Origin of the sequence: Paractinoplanes lichenicola (assembly GCF_016785085.1) — a bacterium.
Taxonomy (GTDB): domain Bacteria; phylum Actinomycetota; class Actinomycetes; order Mycobacteriales; family Micromonosporaceae; genus Actinoplanes; species Actinoplanes lichenicola.
In genome coordinates, this window is sequence record NZ_JAENHO010000023.1 from 46856 (window position 1) to 70481 (window position 23626).

Annotated in this window: 22 protein-coding genes; 8 read left to right on the top strand and 14 right to left on the bottom strand. The window is 71.2% G+C overall.

Translation table 11 applies throughout. The annotated features are described in order from the left end of the window. Positions 1–8: 8 nt before the first annotated feature. The gene (locus JKJ07_RS47025) at positions 9–1049 is read left to right on the top strand and encodes an ABC transporter ATP-binding protein (protein ID WP_203078334.1); all 1041 of its coding nucleotides are present in this window, start codon (positions 9–11) and stop codon (positions 1047–1049) included. Between the two features lie 17 nt (positions 1050–1066). Beyond that, positions 1067–2104 carry an ABC transporter ATP-binding protein gene (locus tag JKJ07_RS47030; RefSeq protein WP_203078336.1) on the top strand — a complete coding sequence of 346 codons (1038 nt, stop codon included), beginning with the start codon at positions 1067–1069 and terminating at the stop codon, positions 2102–2104. 63 nt (positions 2105–2167) lie between these two features. Here JKJ07_RS47030 and JKJ07_RS47035 read toward each other — a convergent pair whose 3' ends face one another. The 7 genes from JKJ07_RS47035 to JKJ07_RS47065 form a co-directional block, all read right to left on the bottom strand. Continuing rightward, positions 2168–3289, bottom strand: coding sequence for a calcium-binding protein (locus JKJ07_RS47035; RefSeq protein ID WP_203078341.1), 1122 nt, complete (start codon positions 3287–3289; stop codon positions 2168–2170). 74 nt (positions 3290–3363) lie between these two features. Continuing rightward, entirely contained in the window at positions 3364–4803 is a 1440-nt protein-coding gene (locus JKJ07_RS47040) for a calcium-binding protein (protein WP_203078343.1), read from the bottom strand. Between the two features lie 15 nt (positions 4804–4818). Further along, the gene (locus JKJ07_RS51465; RefSeq protein ID WP_203078345.1) at positions 4819–5910 is read right to left on the bottom strand and encodes a calcium-binding protein; all 1092 of its coding nucleotides are present in this window, start codon (positions 5908–5910) and stop codon (positions 4819–4821) included. 83 nt (positions 5911–5993) lie between these two features. Further along, the gene (locus JKJ07_RS47050) at positions 5994–6341 is read right to left on the bottom strand and encodes a hypothetical protein (protein WP_438871520.1); all 348 of its coding nucleotides are present in this window, start codon (positions 6339–6341) and stop codon (positions 5994–5996) included. After that, positions 6341–6976, bottom strand: coding sequence for an HNH endonuclease family protein (locus JKJ07_RS47055; RefSeq protein ID WP_203078347.1), 636 nt, complete (start codon positions 6974–6976; stop codon positions 6341–6343). Before JKJ07_RS47055 ends, JKJ07_RS47050 begins: the two co-directional genes overlap by 1 nt. Positions 6977–7038: 62 nt before the next feature. Continuing rightward, positions 7039–8766, bottom strand: coding sequence for a 2-isopropylmalate synthase (gene leuA, locus JKJ07_RS47060; RefSeq protein ID WP_203078349.1), 1728 nt, complete (start codon positions 8764–8766; stop codon positions 7039–7041). A 184-nt stretch (positions 8767–8950) separates the two neighbouring features. Then, positions 8951–9733, bottom strand: coding sequence for a hypothetical protein (locus tag JKJ07_RS47065; RefSeq protein WP_203078351.1), 783 nt, complete (start codon positions 9731–9733; stop codon positions 8951–8953). Between the two features lie 209 nt (positions 9734–9942). Here JKJ07_RS47065 and JKJ07_RS47070 point away from each other — a divergent pair, with 209 nt between their 5' ends. The 3 genes from JKJ07_RS47070 to cutA are packed head-to-tail and all read left to right on the top strand — an operon-like array spanning position 9943 to position 12597. Next, complete coding sequence (locus JKJ07_RS47070; RefSeq protein ID WP_203078353.1) at positions 9943–11208, top strand: aspartate kinase; 1266 nt, start codon at positions 9943–9945, stop codon at positions 11206–11208. 7 nt (positions 11209–11215) lie between these two features. Next, positions 11216–12271, top strand: coding sequence for an aspartate-semialdehyde dehydrogenase (locus JKJ07_RS47075; protein ID WP_203078361.1), 1056 nt, complete (start codon positions 11216–11218; stop codon positions 12269–12271). Continuing rightward, the gene (gene cutA, locus JKJ07_RS47080) at positions 12268–12597 is read left to right on the top strand and encodes a divalent-cation tolerance protein CutA (RefSeq protein ID WP_203078363.1); all 330 of its coding nucleotides are present in this window, start codon (positions 12268–12270) and stop codon (positions 12595–12597) included. Before JKJ07_RS47075 ends, cutA begins: the two co-directional genes overlap by 4 nt. On the opposite strand, the gene JKJ07_RS47085 is transcribed toward cutA, so the two are convergent. From JKJ07_RS47085 to JKJ07_RS47110, 6 genes are all read right to left on the bottom strand, one after another. After that, positions 12566–13624: a Gfo/Idh/MocA family oxidoreductase gene (locus tag JKJ07_RS47085; RefSeq protein ID WP_203078365.1), complete on the bottom strand. Its 1059-nt coding sequence runs from the start codon at positions 13622–13624 to the stop codon at positions 12566–12568. The two genes, cutA and JKJ07_RS47085, sit on opposite strands and share 32 nt — an antisense overlap. 8 nt (positions 13625–13632) lie before the next feature. Next, positions 13633–14805 carry a MarP family serine protease gene (locus JKJ07_RS47090; protein ID WP_203078375.1) on the bottom strand — a complete coding sequence of 391 codons (1173 nt, stop codon included), beginning with the start codon at positions 14803–14805 and terminating at the stop codon, positions 13633–13635. 70 nt (positions 14806–14875) lie between these two features. Beyond that, entirely contained in the window at positions 14876–15583 is a 708-nt protein-coding gene (locus JKJ07_RS47095) for an NUDIX hydrolase (RefSeq protein ID WP_203078377.1), read from the bottom strand. Continuing rightward, positions 15580–16203: a TlpA family protein disulfide reductase gene (locus JKJ07_RS47100; RefSeq protein ID WP_203078379.1), complete on the bottom strand. Its 624-nt coding sequence runs from the start codon at positions 16201–16203 to the stop codon at positions 15580–15582. Before JKJ07_RS47100 ends, JKJ07_RS47095 begins: the two co-directional genes overlap by 4 nt. Next, on the bottom strand, positions 16200–17000 hold the full coding sequence (gene nth / locus JKJ07_RS47105) for an endonuclease III (RefSeq protein ID WP_307834819.1): 801 nt from the start codon (positions 16998–17000) through the stop codon (positions 16200–16202). Before nth ends, JKJ07_RS47100 begins: the two co-directional genes overlap by 4 nt. Positions 17001–17035: 35 nt before the next feature. Next, positions 17036–18235, bottom strand: a complete 1200-nt coding sequence (locus tag JKJ07_RS47110; protein WP_203078381.1) for a CapA family protein — start codon at positions 18233–18235, stop codon at positions 17036–17038. A gap of 206 nt (positions 18236–18441) precedes the next feature. Between JKJ07_RS47110 and JKJ07_RS47115 the strand changes: the two genes are divergently transcribed. The 3 genes from JKJ07_RS47115 to JKJ07_RS47125 all read left to right on the top strand — a co-directional run bounded on the left by JKJ07_RS47115 (position 18442) and on the right by JKJ07_RS47125 (position 22667). Further along, positions 18442–19119, top strand: a complete 678-nt coding sequence (locus JKJ07_RS47115; protein WP_203078383.1) for a Crp/Fnr family transcriptional regulator — start codon at positions 18442–18444, stop codon at positions 19117–19119. A 207-nt stretch (positions 19120–19326) separates the two neighbouring features. Next, the gene (locus JKJ07_RS47120; RefSeq protein ID WP_203078385.1) at positions 19327–20664 is read left to right on the top strand and encodes a carboxyl transferase domain-containing protein; all 1338 of its coding nucleotides are present in this window, start codon (positions 19327–19329) and stop codon (positions 20662–20664) included. Further along, positions 20661–22667, top strand: coding sequence for an ATP-binding protein (locus JKJ07_RS47125; protein ID WP_203078388.1), 2007 nt, complete (start codon positions 20661–20663; stop codon positions 22665–22667). Before JKJ07_RS47120 ends, JKJ07_RS47125 begins: the two co-directional genes overlap by 4 nt. On the opposite strand, the gene JKJ07_RS47130 is transcribed toward JKJ07_RS47125, so the two are convergent. Continuing rightward, on the bottom strand, positions 22644–23606 hold the full coding sequence (locus tag JKJ07_RS47130) for a serine/threonine-protein kinase (RefSeq protein WP_203078390.1): 963 nt from the start codon (positions 23604–23606) through the stop codon (positions 22644–22646). The two genes, JKJ07_RS47125 and JKJ07_RS47130, sit on opposite strands and share 24 nt — an antisense overlap. Between the last annotated feature and the right edge of the window lie 20 nt (positions 23607–23626).

A 23626-nucleotide genomic window follows, 5' to 3' on the forward strand; every position in this document is an offset into this window, starting at 1 on the left:
AGAGTCACGTGTCCATCGGCGCCACCAACGCCCGCCCGTTCCTCGAGATCAAAGACCTCGCCGTACGGTTCGAGACCGACGACGGCATCGTCCAGGCGGTCTCGGGCTCGACGTTCAGCCTCGAGGCCGGCCAGACCCTGGGCATCGTCGGCGAGTCCGGCTCGGGCAAGAGCGTCACGTCGCTCGCCATCCTGGGCCTGCACCGCACCCGCAGCAACGCGAAGGTCAGCGGCGAGATCTGGCTCGAGGACCAGGAACTGGTCACCGCCACCGACGAGGACGTCCGCAAGCTGCGCGGCGGCAAGATGGCGATGATCTTCCAGGATCCGCTGAGCGCGATGCACCCGTACTTCACGGTCGGGTCGCAGATCGTCGAGGCGTACCGGGTGCACCACCCCGGTGTGAACAAAAAGGTCGCCCGCGAGCGCGCGATCGACATGCTGGCCCGGGTCGGCATCCCGCAGCCGGAGCGGCGCTTCAACGACTACGGTCACCAGTTCTCCGGCGGCATGCGGCAGCGCGCGATGATCGCGATGGCGCTGGTCAACGACCCCAAGCTGCTGATCGCCGACGAGCCCACCACGGCCCTCGACGTGACCGTGCAGGCGCAGATCCTCGACCTGATCCGCGACCTGCAGGAGGAGTTCCACTCCGCGGTCATCATGATCACCCACGACCTCGGCGTGGTGGCCGAGCTGGCCGACGACGTCCTGGTGATGTACGGCGGCAAGGTGATCGAGAAGGGCGCCGCGCTCGAGGTCTTCCAGAACCCGCAGCACCCGTACACGTGGGGCCTGCTGGGCTCGATGCCGCGTCTCGACCGCGAGGTGCGCGAGCGGCTCAACCCGGTCAAGGGCTCGCCGCCCAGCCTGATCAACCTGCCCGACGGCTGCGCCTTCCACCCGCGCTGCCCGTACGCGGGACGCAACGGCAACCGGTCGTTCACCGAGGTGCCCGAGCTGCGCGGCGACGCGCACAAGGTCGCCTGCCACCTGCCCTCGGAGGATCGCAACAAGATCTTCCAGGAGGAAGTGCTCCCGAACCTGTGAGCGGAGAGAAAAAGACTATGAGCGAGAACCTGCTCGAGGTCTCCGGCCTGGAGAAGCACTTCCCGATCACCAAGGGCCTGCTCAAGCGGCAGATCGGTGCGGTCCGCGCGGTCGACGGCATCGACCTGCAGGTGCGGGCGGGCGAGACGCTGGGCCTGGTCGGCGAGTCCGGCTGCGGCAAGTCGACGACCGGGCGCCTGTTCACCCGGATCCTGGAGCCGACCGGCGGCAAGGTCGTTTTCGAGGGCGAGGACATCTCGCACAAGAACGTCAGCCAGCTCCGGCCGCTGCGCCGCGACGTACAGATGATCTTCCAAGACCCGTACTCGTCGCTGAACCCGCGGCACACGGTCGGCGCGATCATCTCGGCGCCGCTGCAGATCCAGAACATCCCGACGCCGCAGGGCCTCAAGAAGGCCGTGCAGGAGCTGCTCGAGCTGGTCGGCCTCAACCCGGAGCACTACAACCGCTATCCGCACGAGTTCTCCGGCGGCCAGCGCCAGCGCATCGGCATCGCGCGGGCGCTCGCCCTGCGGCCCAAGCTGATCGTCGCCGACGAGCCGGTCTCCGCGCTCGACGTGTCGATCCAGGCCCAGGTGGTCAACCTGCTCGACGACCTGCAGCGCGAGTTCGACCTGACGTACGTGTTCATCGCGCACGACCTGTCAGTGGTGCGGCACATCTCGGACCGGGTCGCCGTGATGTATCTGGGCAAGGTCGTGGAGATCGCCGAGCGCGACGAGCTCTACAAGAACCCCCGCCACCCGTACACGGTCGCCCTGATGTCCGCGGTGCCCGTGCCCGACCCGGCCCGCCGCGACCGGGCCCAGCGCGACCGGGTGCTGCTGACCGGCGACGTGCCGAGCCCGATCAACCCGCCGTCCGGCTGCCGGTTCCGCACCCGTTGCTGGAAGGCGCAGGACATCTGCGCCACGGAGGAGCCGCCGCTGACCGTCCGGCTCGAGGACCCGCAGTCGCACCTGACCGCGTGTCACTTCCCCGTCGTCGACGACGAGACGGTGGCCGGCCGCCGGCCCGCGGCCACCCCCGCCTGACCCCGTACGCGAAAAAGGCCGTTCCACCCCGTGCGGGGCGGAACGGCCTTCGCCGTTACGCGGTCAGGAAACGCGAGAGACGCGCGCCACCAGCTGCTCGACCTCATCGATCTTGCTCTGGGTGGACTTGGCCCGGGCGGCCGCGATGGGGCCCGTGCCGATCAGCTCGCAGTTGAGCACGGTCTCGCCGGCCACCGGGTCGGCGCAGAAGTCCTCCGTGCCGCCGGCTCCGTTGAACGAGTCGGTGCCTTCGTTGCCGGCCAGGATGTCGTCGGCGTCGCCGGCCGCGAGCGCGTCGTTGCCCGGCCCGCCGAGCAGCATGTCCTCGCGGGCGGTGCCGAGCAGGCGGTCGCCGGCGTTGCCACCGATGATGACCTCGACCGTGCCGCTGATCGTGTCCTTCTCGCCGGTGCGGCCGTCGTCACCGGCGACACCGTCGGCGTCCGCGCTGACCGGCTTGGTGCGCTGGCTGTAGGTGACGATGTCCTGCGTGCCGGCGCCGCCGATGAGCGCGTCGGCATCCGCACCGGTGATGTCGGCCGACTCCAGGAGCACGTCGTCGTCGGCGCCGCCGTCCACGACGTCGTTGCCGGCCTCGCCCCACAGGCCGTCCTCGCCGTTGCCGCCGAGCAGACGGTCACCGGCGGCCCCGCCGAACAGGAAGTCGTCGCCGTCGCCACCCGAGATGGCGTCGGCGCCGCCCTCGCCGCGCAGCGTGTCGCCGCCGCCGAGGCCCCAGATCGAGTCGACGCCGTCGCCGCCGTAGACGTCGTCCTTGAGCGGACCACCGGTGATCTTGTCGTTGCCGGCCCGGCCCCAGGCGGTCATGCCCAGGCCGGAGTTGTTGATCAGGGTGTCGTTGCCGTCGCCGAGGTCGACGCGCACCCAGATCGGGGCGACCTTGAGGGCACAGTTGATTTTGGTGACGTCACCGCTGACCGCGGAGCAGCCCGTGCCCGCCTTGATGCCGTAGACGTCGTCCACGGTCACCCGGTTGCCCGAGCGGGTCAGCACCACGGTGTTGGCCTTGCCGGTGGCGGCGGTGTACGTGACGATGTTGCCCCCGACGACCTGGACGATGCCGGTCGTGGCGGCCTCGGCCGGGAGCGCGATCCAGGCGGCGCCCGCGACGGCGGCGGCACTGATCGCGGCCGCACCGGTGCGGAGGGCAATGCGCTTGTTCACGGCTGGTGTTTCCTCTCGTGAAGATCGAAGCGCAAGCATGATAGATCGATGCCCGCGCTTCCGCTGTCCCGTGGTCAGGGCCAGGTGATCAGACGCTCGCAGTTGACGACCGTCATTCCCGTACGGGAGGGGCAGGCGTCACCGGCCGCGGTGGCGTTCGGGCCGCCGTCGAGCGTGCCGCCGGTCGCCAGCACCTCGTCGTCGCCGTTCTCGCCGTAGATGCGGTTGGCCCCGAAGCCCGATTCCAGGTGGTCGTTGCCGTCGCCGCCGTAGATGACGTCGTCGCCGCTGAAGGCCGAGACGTAGTTGTCGGCCGCGTTGCCGATGATCACGTCGTTGCCGTAGCTGCCGTAGACCTTCTCCAGGTCGGCGGCGATCCAGTCGCCCTCGCCGGCCCGGCCCGCGTTGCCGTTCGAGCCCCTGAGATCGACCCGGACGCCCTGCTCGTAGTTCGCGTAGGACACCAGGTCGCGACCCGTGCCGCCGAAGATCCGGTCGGCGTACTTCGGGGCGCCGTACGGATCGTCGCCGGTCAGGTTGTCGTTGCCGGCGCCGCCGCTGAGGTAGTCCCGGCCGCGGCCGCCCTCGATGAGGTCGTTGCCGTCGCCACCCGCGATCACGTCGTCGCCCTCGCGGCCGTACAGGGCGTTGTCGTTCGGGCCGCCGATCAGCCGGTCGTTGCCGGCCCCGCCGACCACACCCTCGATCGTGCCGGTCACCGTGTCGCGCTCGCCCGCGGTGCCGTCGTCGCCGGTCGCCCCGTCGATGTCGACCGTGAGGGGCAGCTTGCGGCTCGTGTACTGCACGATGTCGAGACCCGCGCCGCCGATGAACGTGTCGGAGTCGGTGCCCGCGGCGTACTGGGTCCAGTTGTAGAACTTGTCGCCGTCGTTGCCGCCGTCCTCGAGGTCGTTGCCCGGCCCGCCGGTCAGCTGGTCCATCCCGTTGCCGCCGTAGATCCGGTCGTGGCCGCTTCCGCCGAGGAGGATGTCGTCGTGGTCGCCGCCCGAGATCGCGTCGTTGCCGGGCCCGCCGTCGATCCGGTCGCCACCAGCGTTGCCCCAGATGGCGTCGTTGCCCGGGCCGCCGAGAACGTTGTCCGAGCTGGGGCCGCTGGTGATCCGGTCGTTCCCGGCGCCGGCGTCGATCGTCGCGCCGCGCCCGCTGTTGTTGACGATCGTGTCGTTGCCGTCGCCCAGATAAACGCGGGACCAGATCACCGGGCGGCCGCCGGTGGGCGTACAGGTGACCTTGGTGCTGTCGCCCTTGACGGCCTTGCAGCCGGCGCCGGCCTTGAGGCCGTAGACGTCGTCGATAGTCATGGTGGCGCCGGTCATCGTGAGCACGACCCGGTTGGCCCGGCCGGCCGCGGCGACATATTTGACGACCTGCGACTCGACGATCGAGACGACCCCGGTCGTGGCGGCCTGGGCGGCGGGCATCGCGATCGCCCCCACGCCACCGACGGTGAGCAGGGCGAGGCCGGATCGAGCGGCCCAGCGCGTACGAGACATGGCAGTTTCCCCCGGCTACTCGACGGCTTTGCTGGTGGCGCGCAGGCTCGCCAGGGTCGAGACGAGCCTGGCCTTGGTGGCTGCGGCCGCGAGCCCAGTGTCCTCGCAGTTGAGGACGGTGTCGCTCCCGTCCGACACGCATTCGTCGTTGCCGCTCGCGCCGTTGAGCGAGTCGCGGCCCGCCTCGCCGTCGAGGAAATCGTCGTTGGCGCCGGCCGCGATCAGGTCGTTGCCCGGGCCGCCGAACAGCCCGTCCATCCGTGCCGTGCCGATCAGCCGGTCGTTGCCCTTGCCCCCGGCGATGCCCTCGACCGAGCCGCTGATGGTGTCGCCCTCGCCGGCCGAGCCGTCGTCGCCGCGTGCCCCGTCGGCGTCGGCCGAGACGGCCTTGCTGCGCTTGGCGTAGTCGAGGAGGTCGATCCCGGAGCCGCCGGTGAACGAGTCGCGGTCGGTGCCCGCGGCGAAGTCGGCGCCCGTGACCATCAAGTCGTTGCCGTCGCCGGCGTCGATGATGTCGTTGCCCTGGTCGTTGACGATCGTGTCGTCGCCCGCGCCGCCGAGCACCTTGTCGTTGCCGGTGCCGTCGGTGAGGTGGTCGTTGCCGTCACCGCCGGAGACGGCGTCGTTGCCGGCCTCGCCGCGCAGGGCGTCGGCCCCGCCGAGACCCCAGAGGGAGTCGTTGCCGGCGCCGCCGTAGACGTCGTCCTTGAGCGGGCCGCCGGTGATCTTGTCGTTGCCGGCGCGGCCCCAAGCGGTCATGCCGAGACCGGAGTTGTTGATCAGGGTGTCGTTGCCGTCGCCCAGGTCGACGCGGACCCACGCCGCGCCGGCGCAGGTGATCCGGGTGACGTCGCCCTTGACGGCGGCACAGCCGGCGCCCGCCTTGAGGCCGTGGACATCATCGACGGTGACCGTGGCGCCGGTGCGGGTGAGCACTACGGAGTTGGCCTTGCCGGCCGCGGCGGTGTAGACGACCACGTTGCCGGTCCTGGCGACGACCCCGGTGGTGGCGGCCTCGGCCGGGATCGCGATCCAGGCGGCCCCGGCGACCGCGGCCGCCCCGGCCACACCCGCTCCGGCCCGGATGGCGGTCTTGCGCTTGCTCACAGCTGGCTCTCCCTCGTGGCTCGAAGCCAGGAGAGCATAGGACGGTACGGGGGCGTTTCGCTCTCCCGTACCGCCCTGGAAGATCAACCTTCCGGACGGTTCAGGATGCCCACTACGACAGCGTGCACGGCTTCGAGGTCGGCCGGGTCCTTGAGGGTCGCCTTGGCGCCGGTCACGACATACCACTCGTCGGCGTCCTTGTATTGCACGCGCACCACGACCTCGGCGCCGGTGAGCTCCGAGCGCAGCGTCAGATCGCCGGTCACGACGCCGACCTCGTCGGTCATCACCCCGCCCTGCCCGGCCACGATGTCGGTGGTGAGCGGCGCTGCCTCTGCCGGCGCTGCCTCTGCCGGCGCCGGCTCAGCGGGCGCGGGTGCTGCCTCCGCGGCCGGGCCGGTCTCCTCCGGCTGCTCCTCGGGTGTGGTCATCAACAACTCCCCAGCATGTCCTCGAGCGCGTTCTTCTCCTTGGTGGTGACGGTCAGCTTCCACTTGGCCTTCACCGCGATCCAGTCTTGCGCATACTCGCACCAACTGCTCGATTCGGTCGGCTTCCAGGTCGACGGGTCTTGGTCGCCCTTCGAGCGGTTGGCAGCGGCCGACACCGCGATCAGCTGCGGGTCGTCGAGGTCGTTGGCGAACTGCTCGCGCCGGTCGGTCGTCCACTTCGAGGCGCCCGAGCGCCACGCGTTGGCCAGCGGCACCATGTGATCGATGTCGACCTTGTCCGGCGCGTTGAGCACCTTGCCGTCGTAGAAGCTGGTCCACGTGCCCGCGACGACGTTGCAGCCGGAGGTCTTGACGTTCTTGCCGTCCCGCTTGAGCACGGTGTCGCGCACGTCGCAGTTCGAGCCGGTGCTGCGCCAGTGCGGGAACTTCTCGCGGCTGTAACCGCTCATCGAGCCCGCGCGGGTGACGACCTTCAGTCCGTCGAGCTCGGTCTGCGACGTCGAGGCGTCCTTTGTCGAGCGGGTGTCGGTCGGGACGGGCTCGAGGGAGACGCCCTCGCAGGCCGAGAGGGTGAGCAGGGCAGCGGCGAGGATCAGGGGGGTACGTAGGCGCACCCGCTCAGCGTAAGGCTGGTGCGCCCGGCGTACCGCAGTGGATCATGCCGCTGGGTGAAAGGTCAGCGCGCGCGGTTGACGGCGCTCGTCACGGCCTTGATCGAGGCGCTCACGATGTTCTCGTCGATGCCGACGCCCCACACCGCGCGATCGCCCACCTCGACCTCGACGTACGCCGCGGCCTGGGCGTCGCCGCCCGAGGTCAGCGCGTGCTCGTTGTAGTCGAGCACCCGCGCCTTGATCCCCAGTGGCGCGATGGCCTGCACGAACGCGTCGATCGGGCCGTTGCCCACGCCGACCAGCGGCCGCCGCTGTCCACGGTGGAAGATCTCGACGTCGATCTCGACCTTGCCGTCCCGGATCGAGGTCGTGTAGTTCTCGATCGTGAAGGCCTTGGCCGTCTGGTGGTCGACCAGGTATTCGCCGGCGAAGATGTCCCACATCTCCTGCGGGCTGACCTCGCCGCCCTCCTCGTCGGTGTGGTGCTGCACGACGCCGGAGAACTCGATCTGCAGCCGCCGCGGCATGTCGAGCTTGTGCTCTTCCTTCATGATGTACGCCACGCCGCCCTTGCCGGACTGCGAGTTGACCCGGATCACGGCCTCGTAGCTGCGGCCCAGGTCCTTGGGGTCGATCGGCAGGTAGGGCACGCCCCAGGCGAACTTGTCGATCTCGACCCCGGCCGCGTCGGCGTCGGCCTGCAGGGCGGCGAAGCCCTTCTTGATCGCGTCCTGGTGCGAGCCCGAGAAGGCCGTGTAGACCAGGTCGCCCACGTACGGGTGGCGCTCGTGCACGGGCAGCTGGTTGCAGTATTCGACCGCGCGCTTGATCTCGTCGATGTCGGAGAAGTCGATCATCGGGTCGATGCCCTGCGAGAAGATGTTGAGCCCCAGGGTCACCAGGTCGACGTTGCCGGTGCGCTCGCCGTTGCCGAACAGGCAGCCCTCGATGCGGTCGGCCCCGGCCAGCAGGCCCAGCTCGGCGGCGGCCACCGCGGTGCCGCGGTCGTTGTGCGGGTGCAGCGACAGCACGACCGACTCGCGCCGGGGCAGGTGGCGGTGCATCCACTCGATCGAGTCGGCGTACACGTTGGGCGTGGCCATCTCGACCGTGGCGGGCAGGTTGATGATCAGCGGCCGGTCCGGCGTCGGGTCGATGACGTCGATCACGGCGGAGCAGATCTCCAGGGCGTACTCGAGCTCGGTGCCCGTGTAGGACTCGGGCGAGTACTCGTAGAAGATCTCGGTGTCGGGGGTGTGAATCTCGGCGTACTTCTGGCAGAGCCGCGCCCCGGTGGTCGCGATGTCGGTGATGCCGTCCTTGTCCAGGCCGAACACGACGCGGCGCTGCAGTGTGGACGTCGAGTTGTAGAAGTGCACGATGGCTCGCTTGGCCCCGCGGATCGACTCGAAGGTGCGGTCGATCAGGTGCTCCCGGCACTGCACCAGCACCTGGATGGTGACGTCGTCGGGGATCAGATCCTGCTCGATCAGCTGGCGGACGAAGTCGTAGTCGGTCTGGCTGGCCGCCGGGAACCCGACCTCGATCTCCTTGTAGCCCATCTGGACCAGCAGCATGAACATGCGCCGCTTGCGCTCGGGCGACATCGGGTCGATCAGGGCCTGGTTGCCGTCGCGCAGGTCGACCGCGCACCAGCGGGGCGCCGCCTCGACGTGCCGCGCGGGCCACTGCCGATCGGGCAGGTCAATGGCGAACTGCTTCTCGTACGGGGTGTAGCGCTCGAACGGCATCTTGCTGGAGCGCTGGGTGTCGAAAGCGGAAGTGGACATGTGGGACTGCTCCAAAGGGAGAGAAGACGAGAAGGCGGCGCGCGTCAGCCCCGCGACGAGGTGCCGGCCTGGAATGGGGCCTCGTCGCGGCAGCGAAGGAGAAGAAACGCCTGCCACATGTCGAAAATGACCCTACGTGATCAACTCGGGCGCTGCCACCCGTAAGCCCGGATCGTGGGAACGCTCAGGCCGAGGGGGTGACACCGGTCGGTTGCACGGGTACGGCCGGCGGCGCGTCCATGCCCATCGGCGGGCCGGCGGTCTCCGGCCCGGGCAGCGGCACGGTGGCCGGACCGGCGATCTGGTTGGTCACCTTGACCTCGCCGAACCCGACCCGGGCCGCGGTCAGCACGCCGTCGTCGGCGTAGCAGTAGATGCCGATGTCGACCGGGGCGGTCAGCGACGCCGAGATCGAGTCGATCGAGAAACACGTGCCCTTGGCCCCGGCCAGCGGCGGCACCTCGGTGACGGCCAGCGCCGGCTGCCGGTCGGTGAAGACGGGCAGCCACTGCCGGAAGAGCCGCTCGACCTTCGGCGAGTATTCGGCCGGCACGCGCTTGCCCGGCTTGGCGACCTTGACGCAGGTCGGGCTGATCGGGTTGGACTGCGAGCCCAGCGTGCACTGGAAGACGCCGGCCGCGGTCGAGACGATGCTGACGTCGGCCGTGCCGCCGAGCGCGCCCCCGGTGACGTCGACCCGCCAGGTGCCGTCGCGGCCGGCCGTGGCGACCACGTTGCGGGGCTGCCCGCGACCGTCGTCGAGGGTGTAGAGAGCCGCGTACGCCGTGTCCATGGCTCGCGCCGCCCGGGCCGCCAGCGCACCGCGAGCGCCCGAGAAGACCTCGGCCGACGGGGAAGCCGAGACCGAGGCCGTCGGCTCGGGGGCGCCCTCGGACTCACCCGAGCACGCCGCCACCCCGGTCAGGAGCAGGACGGCGGCCGACGCGGACAAACCACGTCGAGACATCGAGGAAGGGCGCACCGAGACATTCTCGCCTCCGCCGGCCGTATCGCCCGGCTGCGGGGCCCTTCGCGGCTTCGGCGTGTCGCGCGTGTCCGCGGGGAATTCGCCGGAATCTGGGATCGCCTGTCGGCCCCGGCCTGGGGCGCGGCTACTGTGGTGGCGATTGTCCTGACCGGCGCCGCCGGTACGAACAGCCGGAGGATTGGTTCGCCGTGGCCCTGGTGGTGCAGAAATACGGTGGTTCGTCGGTCGCGACGGCCGAGCGCATCAAGCGTGTCGCCGAGCGCATCGTCGCGGCCCGCAAGGCCGGCGACGACGTCGTGGTCGTGGTCTCGGCGATGGGCGACACCACCGACGAACTGATGGATCTCGCCAACCAGGTCAGCCCGCTGCCGCCCGGCCGCGAGCTCGACATGCTGCTCACCTCGGGCGAGCGCATCTCGATGGCGCTGCTGGCGATGGCGATCCACAACCTCGGTTACGAGGCCCGCTCCTACACGGGCTCCCAGGCCGGCGTGCTCACCACCTCGGTGCACGGCAAGGCCCGCATCATCGACGTGACCCCGGGCCGGCTGCGCGGCGCGCTCGACGAGGGCGCGATCGCGATCGTGGCCGGGTTCCAGGGCGTCTCGCAGGACACGAAGGACATCACCACGCTCGGCCGGGGCGGCTCCGACACCACGGCCGTGGCCCTGGCCGCCGCCCTGCACGCGGACGTCTGCGAGATCTACACCGACGTCGACGGCGTCTTCACCGCCGATCCGCGGATCGTGCCCGACGCGCAGCACATCAAGCAGATCACGTACGAGGAGATGCTCGAGCTCGCGGCGGGCGGAGCGAAGGTGCTCATGCTGCGATGCGTGGAGTACGCACGGCGCTTCAAGGTGCCCATCCACGTACGCTCTTCTTACTCGAACAAGCCCGGCACCCTGGTCACTGGATCGATGGAGGACCCTGACGTGGAACAAGCGCTCATCACCGGGGTCGCGCACGACCGGAGCGAAGCCAAGATCACGATCGTCGGCGTCCCCGACGAGCCGGGCGCGGCGGGCCACATCTTCAACACGGTGGCCCAGGCCGAGATCAACATCGACATGATCGTGCAGAACGTGTCGACCGAGGGCACCGGGCGCACCGACATCTCGTTCACCCTGCCCAAGGCCGACGGCCCGACCGCGATGGCCGCGCTCGACAAGATCAAAGAGCAGATCAAGTTCAAGAGCCTGCTCTTCGACGACCACGTGGGCAAGGTGTCGCTGATCGGCGCGGGCATGCGCTCGCACCCGGGCGTCGCGGCCTCCTTCTTCGCCTGCATCGGCGAGGCCGGCGTGAACATTGAGATGATCTCCACGTCCGAGATCCGGGTCTCCGTGGTCTGCCGCGACAACGACCTCGACACCGCCGTCCGCGCCGTGCACGACCAGTTCGAGCTGGGCGGCAGCGAGCAAGCAGTGGTTTACGGCGGGACCGGCCGGTAGCCCGGCCATGGCGCAGCCCACGCTCGCCGTCGTCGGGGCCACCGGCTCCGTCGGAACGGTCATGCTCGAGCTGCTCTCCTCCCGCAAGAACGTCTGGGGCGAGATCCGGCTGATCGCGTCGTCGCGGTCGGCCGGCAAGCAGCTCAGCTGCCGGGGCGAGCAGCTCACCGTGGCCGAGCTGACCCCCGAGGCGTTCGACGGGGTCGACGTCGCCATGTTCGACGTGCCCGACGAGGTGTCGCTGCAGTGGGCGCCGATCATCGCGGCCCGCGGCGTCACCGTGGTCGACAACTCGGCGGCCTTCCGGATGGACAACGAGGTTCCGCTCGTCGTGCCCGAGGTCAACCGCGAGGCCCTGCGCTACCGCCCGCGCAACATCGTCGCCAATGCGAACTGCACCGTCATGGCGATGATCATGGCGATCGCGCCGCTGCACCACGAGTACGGCCTGCGCGAGCTGGTGCTGGCGTCCTATCAGGCGGCCTCGGGGGCGGGTCAGTTCGGCGTCGACACGCTGCACGACCAGCTCAGCAAGGTGGCCGGCGACCGGATGCTGGGCTCTCGTCCGGGCAACGTGCGCCAGGCCGTCGGCGACGAGCTCGGCCCCTTCCCGGCCCCGCTCGCGCTCAACGTGGTGCCCTGGTCGGGCGCGCTCGAGCCGCTGGGCTGGTCGTCCGAGGAGCTCAAGCTGCGCAATGAGTCCCGCAAGATCCTCGCGCTGCCGGCCCTCAAGGTCTCGGCCACGTGCGTACGGGTGCCGGTTGTCACCGCCCACTCGATCGCGGTGCACGCCGTCTTCGCGGCCGAGGTCGACGCCGAGGGGGCCCGGCAGGCGCTGCGCAACGCGCCCGGCGTGATCCTGGTCGACGACCCGGAGGCGGGCGAGTTCCCGATGCCGATAGACGCGGTCGGCACCGACCCCTCGTGGGTGGGCCGCATCCGCCGCGCGATGGACGACCCGCGGGCCCTCGACCTCTTCGTCACGGGCGACAACATGCGCAAGGGCGCCGCGCTCAACACCGTGCAGATCGCCGAGCTGATCGCCGCCGAGCTGTCCAAATGACCGACATTGTCGAGGTGGTCATCACCGCGGGCGACCCCGAGTGGCTGGCCGCCTTCACCCGCCGCCTGGTCGACGACCGCCTCGCCGCCTGCGGCCACCAGATTCCCGCGATCCGCTCGATCTATCGCTGGGCGGGCGAGGTGCACGACGACGCCGAGGCCCGGGTCGCCCTGCACACCCGGGCCGAGCTGGTCGAGCGCATCGTCGAGCGGGCCAACCTCGAGCACCCGTACGACGTACCGTGTGTTCTCGCCCTGCCGGTGCTCGCGGGCAACCCCGCCTACCTCGACTGGGTCAGGCAGGAGACCACGCCTCCGCGGCAGTGACGACCTCGCGCCCGGTGTCCGCCGCCTCCTCCACGGCCAGGGCCAGCAGGTGATCCTGGGCGCCGACGGCCAGCGGATACGGGGGCGGACCGGCACCGCGCACCCAGGCCGCCATCGCGTCGAGCAGGGTCGCCGTGGCGATCTCGTCGTCGTTGAACCGGCAGCCCGCGTACGGGTTGCGATAGAGCACCCGGTCGCCCAGCATGATCGTCTCGGTGTCGAAGCCGTTGAGGTCGAGGTCGTGGCCGCTCTGCCGGCGCACGATCGCGGTGCGCGCGATCGTCTGCGGCGCGGCCAGGTGCACGACCTCGTCGTCCCGCAGCTCACCGTGCGTGCCGCGAACCAGCAACCGCCGGAAGCGCAGCAGATTGCGGGTCTGGTTGGTGGTGAAGTCGTAGACGGCCGAGCGCCCGCCGCCGAAATCCAGGGTGGCGATCGTGGTGGTGGCCGGCTTGGGCTCGGTGTCGCCGGTCCAGCCGCCGCGGCCGAGCGGGTCGAGCAGGGGCGCGACCGTGCGCACCGCGCGGACGGCGGCCGGCGCGTGCCCCACCCCCAGCAGGCCGCGGATCAGCGACATCGCGTGATACTGCTGCGTCGAGGAGACCTGCACCTGGGTCGGGGCGCCGATGATGCCCGTACGGGCCGCGGCCAGCCGGGCGGCGTGCGTCGGCATCAGCAGATATTGCTCGGCGACCTGCACCAGGCCGGACGCGCCGACCGTGGCCCAGAGCTCGCGCAGGCCCGGCCGGCCGGGGGCGGGTGGCGTCTCGGCCAGAACCGGTATCTGAAGCGCGACGGCCTCGGCGATCACGGCCGGGTTGACGACCTTCGGAACGGCGGTGACCAGGAAATCCGGGCGGGTCTCGCGGACACAGGCGGCCAGGTCGGCGAAGGCCGGCACTGGTAGCGAGCGCCGCCGCGGGTCGCGCACCACCGCCCCGACGCAGTCGACCTCGGTCAGGGCCTGCGCCACACGGTGGACGGCCGCGGCCCGGAAGCCGAACCCGACCAGCGCGAACGTGGTCATGCGGCGGGTCAGGCGCACTCGCCGGTGCGGACACCCCTAGTACGGGCTGCGCCGGCCTGGGCCACGGGGGCGGCCTCGGCGGCGGTGAGCGCGAAGCCGGTGTTTTTGTCGTCGGCCGCCGCGGCGAAGATGACGCCCAGCACCTGGCCGTTCGTGTTGATCAGGGGGCCGCCCGAGTTGCCGCTGCGGACCAGCGAGCGAATCGTGTAGATCTCGCGGGTCACGTCGCCCGAGTCGTAGATGTCGGGGCCGGTGATCCGGCCGACGTCGCGTACGCGGGCGGATTGGGCGTCGTAGGGGCCGTCCTGCGGGTAACCCAGCACGATCGCGCTCGCGCCCGTCTTGGCCTGACCCTTCACGAAGGGCATCACCGGCGCCGTCAGGCCGGGGACATAGAGGACGGCCAGGTCGCGATCGGGGTCGTAGACGACGACGGTCGCCTCGAGCCGGCGGCCGTTCACCTCGACCTCGGTGTCCCGGGTGCCCGCGACGACGTGCGCGTTGGTCATCACCCGCTCGTCGGTGTAGACGAAGCCGGAGCCCTCGATGCGGCGCGAGCAGCTCGGCGCCGTGCCCAGCACCTTGATGACCGAGCGCTTCGACTTCTGGACGATCTGCGAGCCCTTGAGCGCCGGGTCGGGCGCGGCCACCTCTTTGGCGTCGGTCGGGGTCAGGCCGCCGAAGACGTCGGGGAAGCCGCTGGTGTCGAGGGTGTCGCGCAGCGCGGCCGAGAGCGCCTGCGCCTGGTCGGGCATCAGGCTGTTGATGCCGCCCAGGATGGCGCTGTTGCGGACCTCTTTGTTGAGGCCGGGGAACGGGGTCGAACCGAGCGGCACCGCGATCAGCCAGGCCACCAGCAGCACCGCGACCAGCGAGATGGCCGCGCCGCCGGCGTCGTCGACCCGCTGCAGCGGGCGGCTCTGGATGGCCCGGCGCAGATGGGTGCCGAGCCAGCCGGCCAGCGTCTGCCCGAGCACGGCCAGCGCGAAGATCGTGACGAGCGAGACGACGAGCCGGGCCGACGGGTCGGAGAACCGGTCGGCGATCAGCGGGCCGACCTGCAGGCCGATCAGCACTCCGCTGAAGAAGCCGCCGAACGAGAGCGCGCCGATGACGAAGCCCTGGCGGTAGCCGCTGATCGCGAAGATCAGCATGAGCAGGATCAGGATGCCATCGACCACGGACCCTCACCCAGCGTAGAAATCGACCACGGACATTCACCCAGGGTAGAGGCGCTTGGCCAGGGGTGGCTCACGGCAGAACCTCGTCGGGCGCCCCACCCCGGGCCGCGGGCACCGGCGCGCTCGCGTCGGGCAGGTCGACCAGGGCCCCGGGCTCCCACGGCTTGGCCCAGCCGCCCATGTCGAGCAATGTCGAGATCACCCCTGCCGTGAAGCCCCAGACGAGAAGACCCCGGACCTGAAAGGCGGGACCGATCCAGCCGCTGGGGTGTCGCACCCGAATACGGTTCTGCGGGTCGACCAGTTCACTGATCGGCAACCGGGCCACGTGGGCGACCTCGGCCGGCTGCCGCGGGCTGACCGGATGCGGGTGCCGCCACCAGGCCAGCACCGGCGTGACGACGAACGAGCTGACCGGGATGTAGAGGTCGGGCAGCAGCGCCAGCACCTCGGCGCCGGACGGCTCGAGGCCGACCTCCTCGTTGGCCTCGCGCAGGGCGGTGGCCACGGCGTCGGCGTCCTCGGGGTCGGTGGCGCCGCCGGGGAACGCGGGCTGGCCGGCGTGGTTGCGCATGGTCGCCGCCCGCTGCAGGACGAGCAGGTCGGGGCCGTGCTCGCCCTCGCCGATCAGCACCAGCACGGCGCTGGGCCGGCCGCCGCCCACCGGGGGCCGCAGCGTCGTGAAGTCTTCGGTGCGGCAGGTCGCCACGCGGGTCAGCAGCGGGTCGAACCACTGGGGCAGGCCGTCGGGGCGGCCCAGCACCTGTCCCCGGCTCACGGGGTCACCGTCACGCCGGTGTGGGTGCGGACCAGTTCGGAGAGCTGAGGGGCCTTCAAGGGCAGCGGATGCAGCCACGCCCGGCCGGCCGAGTCGAGAAACAGGGTGATCGGCAGCCTGATTTGGCCGAGGTTGTTGAGGAGCGCGCTCTTCTCGTCGAACAGGGTCGGCAGGCGCACGCCGGCGTCGGTGGCGAAGGACGCGCCCTTGTCGCGCTGGTCGCCGGTGTCGACGCCGAGCACGGTGAGCCGGCCCGCGGCATTGTCGGCCAGGCGCTGCATCACCGGCAGCTCGTCGCGGCACGGGCCGCACCAGGAGGCCCACAGGTTGATCACCGCAGGGCCGCGCAGCTCGCGCAGCGAGATCTGGTCGTCGCCGTCGAAGCAGGGCAGCGTCAGATCGGGCAGGCTCGCCAGCGCCGAACCGCCCGCGGCGGCGGACGACGGCGGAGCCGAGGGCGGGGTGGTGGCGGAGACCGGAGCGGCCGACGGTGGCGGGGCGGTCAGGGCCTCGCAGCCGGCGAAGGGCGAGGCCACGGCCGGCTCGTCGCCGCCGCAGGCAGCGGTCGCCAGTACAAGCAGCAACGCGAGCGGCGCGGCGGACAGCCGCGGGCGGCTCACGGAACGTCCGGCGCGGCGACCGCCGCGGCCGGCACGAGGTCGGGGTCGACCCCGGCGGCGACCGCCAGCTCGCGGGCGCGCGGCCCCTTGAGCAGCTTGGCCGCCGCGGCCGCCTCGGTCGGGCCGGTGCCGTACGAAGGGCACATGGACGCCAGGGTGCAGGCCCCGCAGGCGGGCTTGCGCGCGTGACAGACCCGCCGCCCGTGGAAGATCACCCGGTGCGACAGCATGGTCCAGTCGCGCTTCTCGATCAGGTCGGCCACCAGGAACTCGATCTTGACCGGGTCCTCCTCGCTCACCCAGCCGAAGCGGTTGGTGAGGCGGCGGAAGTGGGTGTCGACCGTGATGCCGGGGACGCCGAACGCGTTGCCCAGGATGACGTTGGCCGTCTTGCGGCCGATGCCGGGCAGGGCGACCAGCTCGGCCAGCGTGGCCGGCAGCACCCCGCCGTGCTTCTCGATCAGCGCCTGACCCAGCTTGATCAGCGAGTCGGTCTTGGCCCGGAAGAAGCCCGTGGGCTTGAGCAGGGTCTCGAGCGCGGCGCGGTCGGCCCCGGCGTAGTCGGCGGCGGTCTGATACTGCTTGAACAGCGCGGGGGTGACCTGATTGACCCGGACGTCGGTGGTCTGCGCCGACAGGATCGTGGCCACGGCCAGCTCGAGCGGGTTGGTGAAGTCGAGCTCGCAATGCGCGTCGGGATGCGTCTCGGTCAGGACGCGGGCCATCTTGCGGGCCCGCCGCTTGCGCCCGATGGGCGTTTCCGCCGCGAACCGTTTTGCCGCTGCCACCGGAGTCACCGCTAAAGAGTACGTCGCCCCGCCGACAGGAATCGTCACGCGGACGGCGTGATCGAACCGTCCGCGCCGATCTTCACGCCGGTGTCGGGGAAGTCCTGCTTGCTGAGCTGGGCCACGAGCTTGCGGCCCTGCTCGTTCGACTCGTCGCGGGTCGGCAGGCCGTTGTCGTTCATGTAGGTCGAGAGCAGCTTGCCACCCCCGTACGACCCGTCCTTGCCCAGCGTGACCTGCAGGATCCCGCCGTACTTGAGGACGCCGCCGCGCGAGAGCGTGCGCCCGCCGCCGGCGAAGTTGCCCAGGCTGTACGCGATCAGCTTGCCGTTGTAGAACTCCATGCCGCGCAGCACGTGCGGCCCGTGCCCGACGACCAGGTCGGCCCCGGCGTCGACGACCGCGTGGCTGAACTTGATCGGGTCGCCCCGGTTCTCGCCGTGGAACGTCTCGGTGCCCGGCCGTACGTGCTGCTTCTCGGAGCCCTCGGCCCCCATGTGCACCTGCACGACGACCAGGTCGGCCTGGCCCTTGGCCGACTCGACGACCGAGCGGGCCTGGTCGAGGTCGATCAGGCTGTTGGCCCCGGCGTACGACGAGAAGCCGACGACCGCGATCTTGACCCCCTTGACCTCGGCCACGGTGATCTCGTCGGTGTTGCCGGTGGCCTTGATGCCGGCCTCGTCGAGCGTGGCCCGGGTGTTGCGCGCGCCCTGGGTGCCGAAGTCCTTGGCGTGGTTGTTGGCCGTGTTGACGAGGTCGAACCCGCCGTCCGAGAGGTGCTTCACGTACGCCGGTGGGGAGCGGAACGCGAAGCAGTTGGGCGACGGCGGCGACCCGCACTTGGAGGCCCCCGTGTTCTCGGTCAGCGGCTGCTCGAGGTTGCCCATCACGAGGTCGGAGGCGAGCGCCGCCTTGACCGAGTCGAAGAATCCCTCGCCGTTCGCCGGGGGCATCCGGTTTGGCGCGTTGCTCATCATGATGTCGCCGGTAGCCGACAGTGTGACGGCGCCCTCATCGACGGTGGCGGACTCGGTCGGCGGCGGCGCGGCCGGCGCCGACGAGGCGGGAGAGGAAGGAGAAGCCGGTCCCTCCCGCCATTGCGCAGCCGAGTCACCGGGGGACCGGTTCGCGAAAGCGACCCCGCCGATACCCAGCGCAGCCAGAACCGCCAGGACAATAGCGACAGTAAGGACGGGCCGCCCGAAAATGCCCGGCCTTCGATGCGGGGGGTGGGAATTCATCGACGGCGACGATACCTTCAGGTGGCGACGCGGACGAACCGTCGAAAGGCTTGTCGTCGCCTACCCTGGGCGACGAAAAATACTGCCCGTCACGGCGGGACTGGTTACCCTGCGGTATCTAGATCAAGGGGTGCCCGCCCGATTCCCGCCCGCGTGCGCCTAGACTGATCGAGCGCAGGCGTTGCGCGTGTTCGGAGGTGCGGACGATGGATGAGGTACTGGCGCGCAGCGGGATCTTCCAGGGTGTTGACCCGGAGGCCGCCGAGGCGCTCGCCAAAGAGATGGACACGGTCGAAGTCCGCAAGGGCGACGTCTTGTTCAACGAGGGCGAGGCCGGTGACAGCCTGTACATCGTGCTGTCCGGCAAGATCAAGCTGGGCCGGCGCGCGGCTGACGGCCGGCAGAACCTGGTCTCGATCATGGGCCCGTCCGACATGGTCGGCGAGCTCTCGCTGTTCGACCCCGGCCCCCGCACGGCGACCGCGACCGCGGTGACCGACGCCCGGATGGCCCGGCTCAAGAAGACGTCGCTGCGTCCGTGGCTCAACAACCGGCCCGAGATCGCCGAGCAGCTGCTGCGGGTGCTCGCCCGTCGCCTGCGTCGCACGAACGACGCGCTGGCCGACCTGATCTTCACCGACGTGCCCGGCCGGGTCGCGAAAAACCTGCTGCAGATGGCCGGCCGGTTCGGCACCCGCGACGGTGGTGTGCTGCGCGTCACGCACGACCTCACCCAGGAGGAGCTGGCCCAGCTCGTCGGGGCGTCCCGCGAGACGGTGAACAAGGCGCTGGCCGACTTCGCCTCGCGCGCCTGGCTCCGGCTGGACGGCAAGAGCGTGATCATCCTGGACCCTGAGCGCCTCGCGCGGCGCGCTCGCGTCTGACCCTCAGTAGCTTGCAGGGGCCGTCCCGATGGGGCGGCCCCTAAAACTCGTGTATTACCCCCTGAAAAGGGTACAAACCAGCAGCTTTCGCATCCGTGTCGCACCCACTCGACCACTCGTTGTGGAGGTGGTCGAGAGGCACCGGCGGATACGAGAGGGCGCGGCTTTGAACATGGTGGGGGGCGTACAGCGCATCGGGGTACCGACGTGACCGTGCTCGACACCGCCGTCGACCCGCGCACCCCCGGCTATCCGGAGGCCCGCAACGCCACCCTCGACCGGCTCGACCGGCTCGAGGCGGCGCTCGAGGAGGCCCGCGCGGGCGGCGGCGAACGGGCGGTCACCCGGCATCACGCGCGCGGCAAGCTGCTGCCCCGCGAGCGCATCGAGATGCTGCTCGACCAGGACGCCCCGTTCCTGGAGCTGTCGCCGGTCTCGGGCTGGGGCACCGAGTTCCCGGTGGGCGCGGGCGTGGTCACCGGCGTCGGGGTGGTCGAGGCCGTCGAGTGCATGATCATCGCGACCGACCCCACCGTCGAGGGAACGGCGGCCAACCCGTACGCGGTCGAGAAGATCCGCCGGGCCGCCCGGATCGCCTCGGCCGACCGTCTGCCGCTGGTCAACCTGGTCGAGTCGGCCGCCGAGAGCCCCGGGGCGGGGCCACCGCCGGGCGGCAGCATCGCGCGTGACCTGAGCCGGCTGTCCACCCGGCGCGTGCCCACCGTCTGTGTAGTCTTCGGGCCGACCAGCGGTGACACCGCGTATCTGCCGGCCCTCGCCGACTACACGATCATGGTGCGCGGGCACGCCAAGCTGCTGACCCATCCCCGCCCCCGGGCCGCCGCGAACGGCTCCGACGTCCGCGCGGCGGCGGCCCCGGCCGACCAGCTGGCCGAGGACGAGCGCGACGCCATGCGCCTGGCCCGTCAGTGCGTACGCCGGCTGAACTGGCGCAAGGCGGGCCCCCCGCCCCGCACCTTCCCGCCCGCCGAGCCCAAGTACGACGCCGAGGACCTGCTCGCGCTGGCCGGGCTGTCCACGCTGTTCGACCCGCGCGAGGTGCTGGCCCGGCTGCTCGACGGCAGCGAGTTCGACGAGTTCAAGCCGGCCGTCGGGGCCGCCCTGCTGGCCGGCTGGGGCGAGCTGCACGGCTATCCGATCGGGGTGCTGGCCGCCGCCGACGTCCCGCCGACCGCGGCCGACACCCAGAAGGCGGTGCACTTCATCCAGCTCGCGAACGCCACCGACACGTCGCTGCTGCTGCTCCAGCGCGACGAGACCGGCACCCTCGGCTCACCGGCGGTGGACGCGCTCGCGCACTCCACCGTGCCCCTGCTCGCCCTCAACACCGGACGCACCGGCGACCCCCGCTTCGCCTTCAGCTGGCCCGCCGACGGCCCGGCCGGCGGCGGGGACGACGACGGCGTCATCGACCCCCGCGACACGCGCACCGTGCTCGGCCTCTGCCTCTCCGCCGTGCACAGCGCGGTCGTCGAGGGCGCGGGGCACGGCGGCGCCTTCCGAGCCGGAAAGGTAGACCAGTGATCCGACGTCTTCTGGTGGCCGACCGTGGTGAGACCGCCCGCCGGGTGTTCGCCACCTGCCGCCTGGTCGGCATCGAGACGGTCGCCGTCTACTCCGACGCCGATTCCGACGCCCCCCACGTCGAGGAGGCGGACTACGCCGTACGCCTGGACGGCGGCACACCCCGCTCCTCGTACCTGCGCGGAGACCTGATCATCACCGCGGCCCAGCGCTCCGGGGCCAACGCGATCCACCCCGGCATCGGCGAGCTGGCCGAGGACCCCGACTTCGCCTCGGCCGTGGCCGACGCCGGGATGATCTGGGTCGGCGCCCCGGCCAAGACGCTGGGCGTGCTGCGCAGCAAGCGCGAGACCAAGGCGCTGGTGGCCGAGGCCCGGGTGCCGGTGCTGGCCAGCTTCACCGACCCGGCCGAGGTGCCCGGCTTCCCGGTGCTGATCAAGCCGGACACCGGCCACGGGGGCGCCGGCCTGCGGGTCGTACGGGACGCGGCCACCCTGGTCGAGGCGCTCGCCTCCACCCGGCGCGAGGTCGGCGGCGAGGTCTACTGCGAGCCGTACGTCGAGGACGTGCGGCACATCGAGGTGCCGATCCTGGCCGACGAGCACGGCGCGGTGATCCCGTTCGGCGAGCGCGAGTGCTCGATCCAGCGGCGCTATCAGAAGATCATCGAGGAGACGCCGTCGCCGGCCGTGGACCCGGGGCTGCGCGAGGAGCTGTGCCGCGCGGCGATCGTCACCGTGCGGGCGCTCGGCTACGTCGGGGCCGGGGCGGTCGAGTTCCTGCTCGACCCGAACGGCGACTTCTGGTTCCTCGAGCTCACCCCGACCCTGCAGGCCGAGCACGCGGTCACCGAGTGCGTCTCGGGCTACGACCTCGTACGGCTGCAGTTGCTCGTCTCGGAGGGCGGCAGCCTGCCGATGCCGGGGCCGCCGCCGATCCGGGGGCACGCGATCGAGGTGCGGCTGTGCGCGGAGGACCCGGCGTACGCCTGGCTGCCCGCGACCGGCACCCTGCACCGGTTCGCCGTGCCCGACGTGGCCGGCCGGTTCCGCCCGTTGCCCGCCCCCGGCCTGCGCCTCGACGCGGGGGTGCGGGACGGCTCGGTGATCGGCGTGCACCAGGACTCGACGCTGGCCAAGCTGATCGCCTGGGCGCCGACCCGGCAGGAGGCGGCCCGGATGCTGGCCTCGGCCCTGACCCGGGCCCAGATCCACGGCGTGGCCACCAACCGTGACCTGCTCGTGCGGGCGCTGCGGCACCACGCGTTCCGCACCGGCGACGTCGACACCGGCTTTCTCGACCGGCGGCCCGAGGTGTTCGCCCCGCTGTTGTCGGCGGTCGACGCCGTACGCCTCTCGTGCCTGGCCGCCGCTCTGGCCGGGGCGGCCGCCCGCCGGGCCGGCGCGACCGTGCTGGGCTCGATGCCGTCCGGCTGGCGCAACGTGCCGTCGGGCTCGCAGACGGCGGTCTACGACGGCCCGGCCGGCCCGGTCGAGGTCGGCTATCGGATGAACCGGCACGGCGAGCTGGCGGGCTGGTGGGTGCGCACGGTCGACCCCGAGGAGCTCGACCTGGCCGGGCTGGGGCAGGCGCCGGTGGCCGCCGACTATCCCGAGACGGTGGTCGTGCAGGCCGGCGACGAGCGGGTGGTGCTCGACGTCAACGGCATCCGGCTGACCTTCAACGTGCACCGGGTGGGCGACGTCTCGTACGTGGACAGCCCGGAGGGCTCGGTGGCGCTACGCGGCCTGTCCCGTTTCCCGCTGCCCGCGCCCGACGCGGTGGAGGGCTCGCTGATCGCGCCGCTGCCCGGGGCCGTCCGCCGGGTGCTGGTCGTGCCCGGTCAGCGGGTGCGCGCCGGGGAGCTGCTGCTCACGCTGGAAGCGATGAAGCTGGAGCACCCGGTGCACGCGCCGAGCGCCGGCGTCGTGGCCTCGCTGCCGGTGCACCCGGGCACCGAGGTCGACACCGGCGAGCTGCTAGCGGTCCTGGCTCCCGAGTAGCCCGCCGAAGGGCCACTTCTTCTTCGGGGTCTTGGCCGCGCGCGGGTTGCGGATCGTCGGGGTGTCGTCGCTCGGGCCGGGCCGGGGCGGCGGCACGTAGTTGTTGATCGGCGGGTTGAGCTGCACGTTGGTGAGCAGCTCGCGCAGCTGCTGCGCGGTCGGCCGCCGGGCCGGGTCGTTGGCCATGCCCCAGCGCAGGATGTGCGTGAGCGCGGGCGGCACCCCGGGCAGGTCGGGGATCGGCTGGTGGAACAGGTCCATCAAGGTGAGCAGGCTGGGGCTGCGGTCGCCGTCCCAGCGTGGCGGCCGGCCCCGCATCACCGCGTAGAGCGTGGCGCACAGCGCGTAGACGTCGACCGCGCCGCTCGGCTCGTCGTGGGCGAACATCTCGGGCGGCGCGTACGCCGGGGTGAGCACCTCGAGGGTCACCGAGGAGTCGCGCATCTCGCCGAGGACGGCCAGCCCGAAATCGGCCAGCACGGCCGAGTTGAACTGCGAATACAGGATGTTGGCGGGCTTCACGTCGCGGTGCAGCACCCCGTTGGCGTGCGAGTGCACCAACGCGTCGGCGATCTTGATGCCGAGGTCTTTGGTCTCGGCCGCGCCGAGCGGAGAGCGGCGCATCCGCTCGAGGTAGGACCCGTCGCACAGCTCCATGATCAAGTAAGGGTGCTGGTCGACGGTGACGCCGACGTCGAACAGGTCGACGACGTGCGGGTGCGACGACATGCGACCCGCCGCGCGCGCCTCGCGCAGGAAGCGGGCCTGGTCACGGTCGCTCTCGAGGCGGCGATTCTCCACCTTGATGGCGACCTCGCGGCCCACGGAGTCTTGCATCGCGCGATAGACGGTGGCGTAACCACCACGCGCCATCACGGACAACCCGGACATGCCAGGCACGTACGGAGCCGGTAGCGCCCCGCTCGGTGTCTCGGTCATCGCAGCCGGGTTCCTGTCAT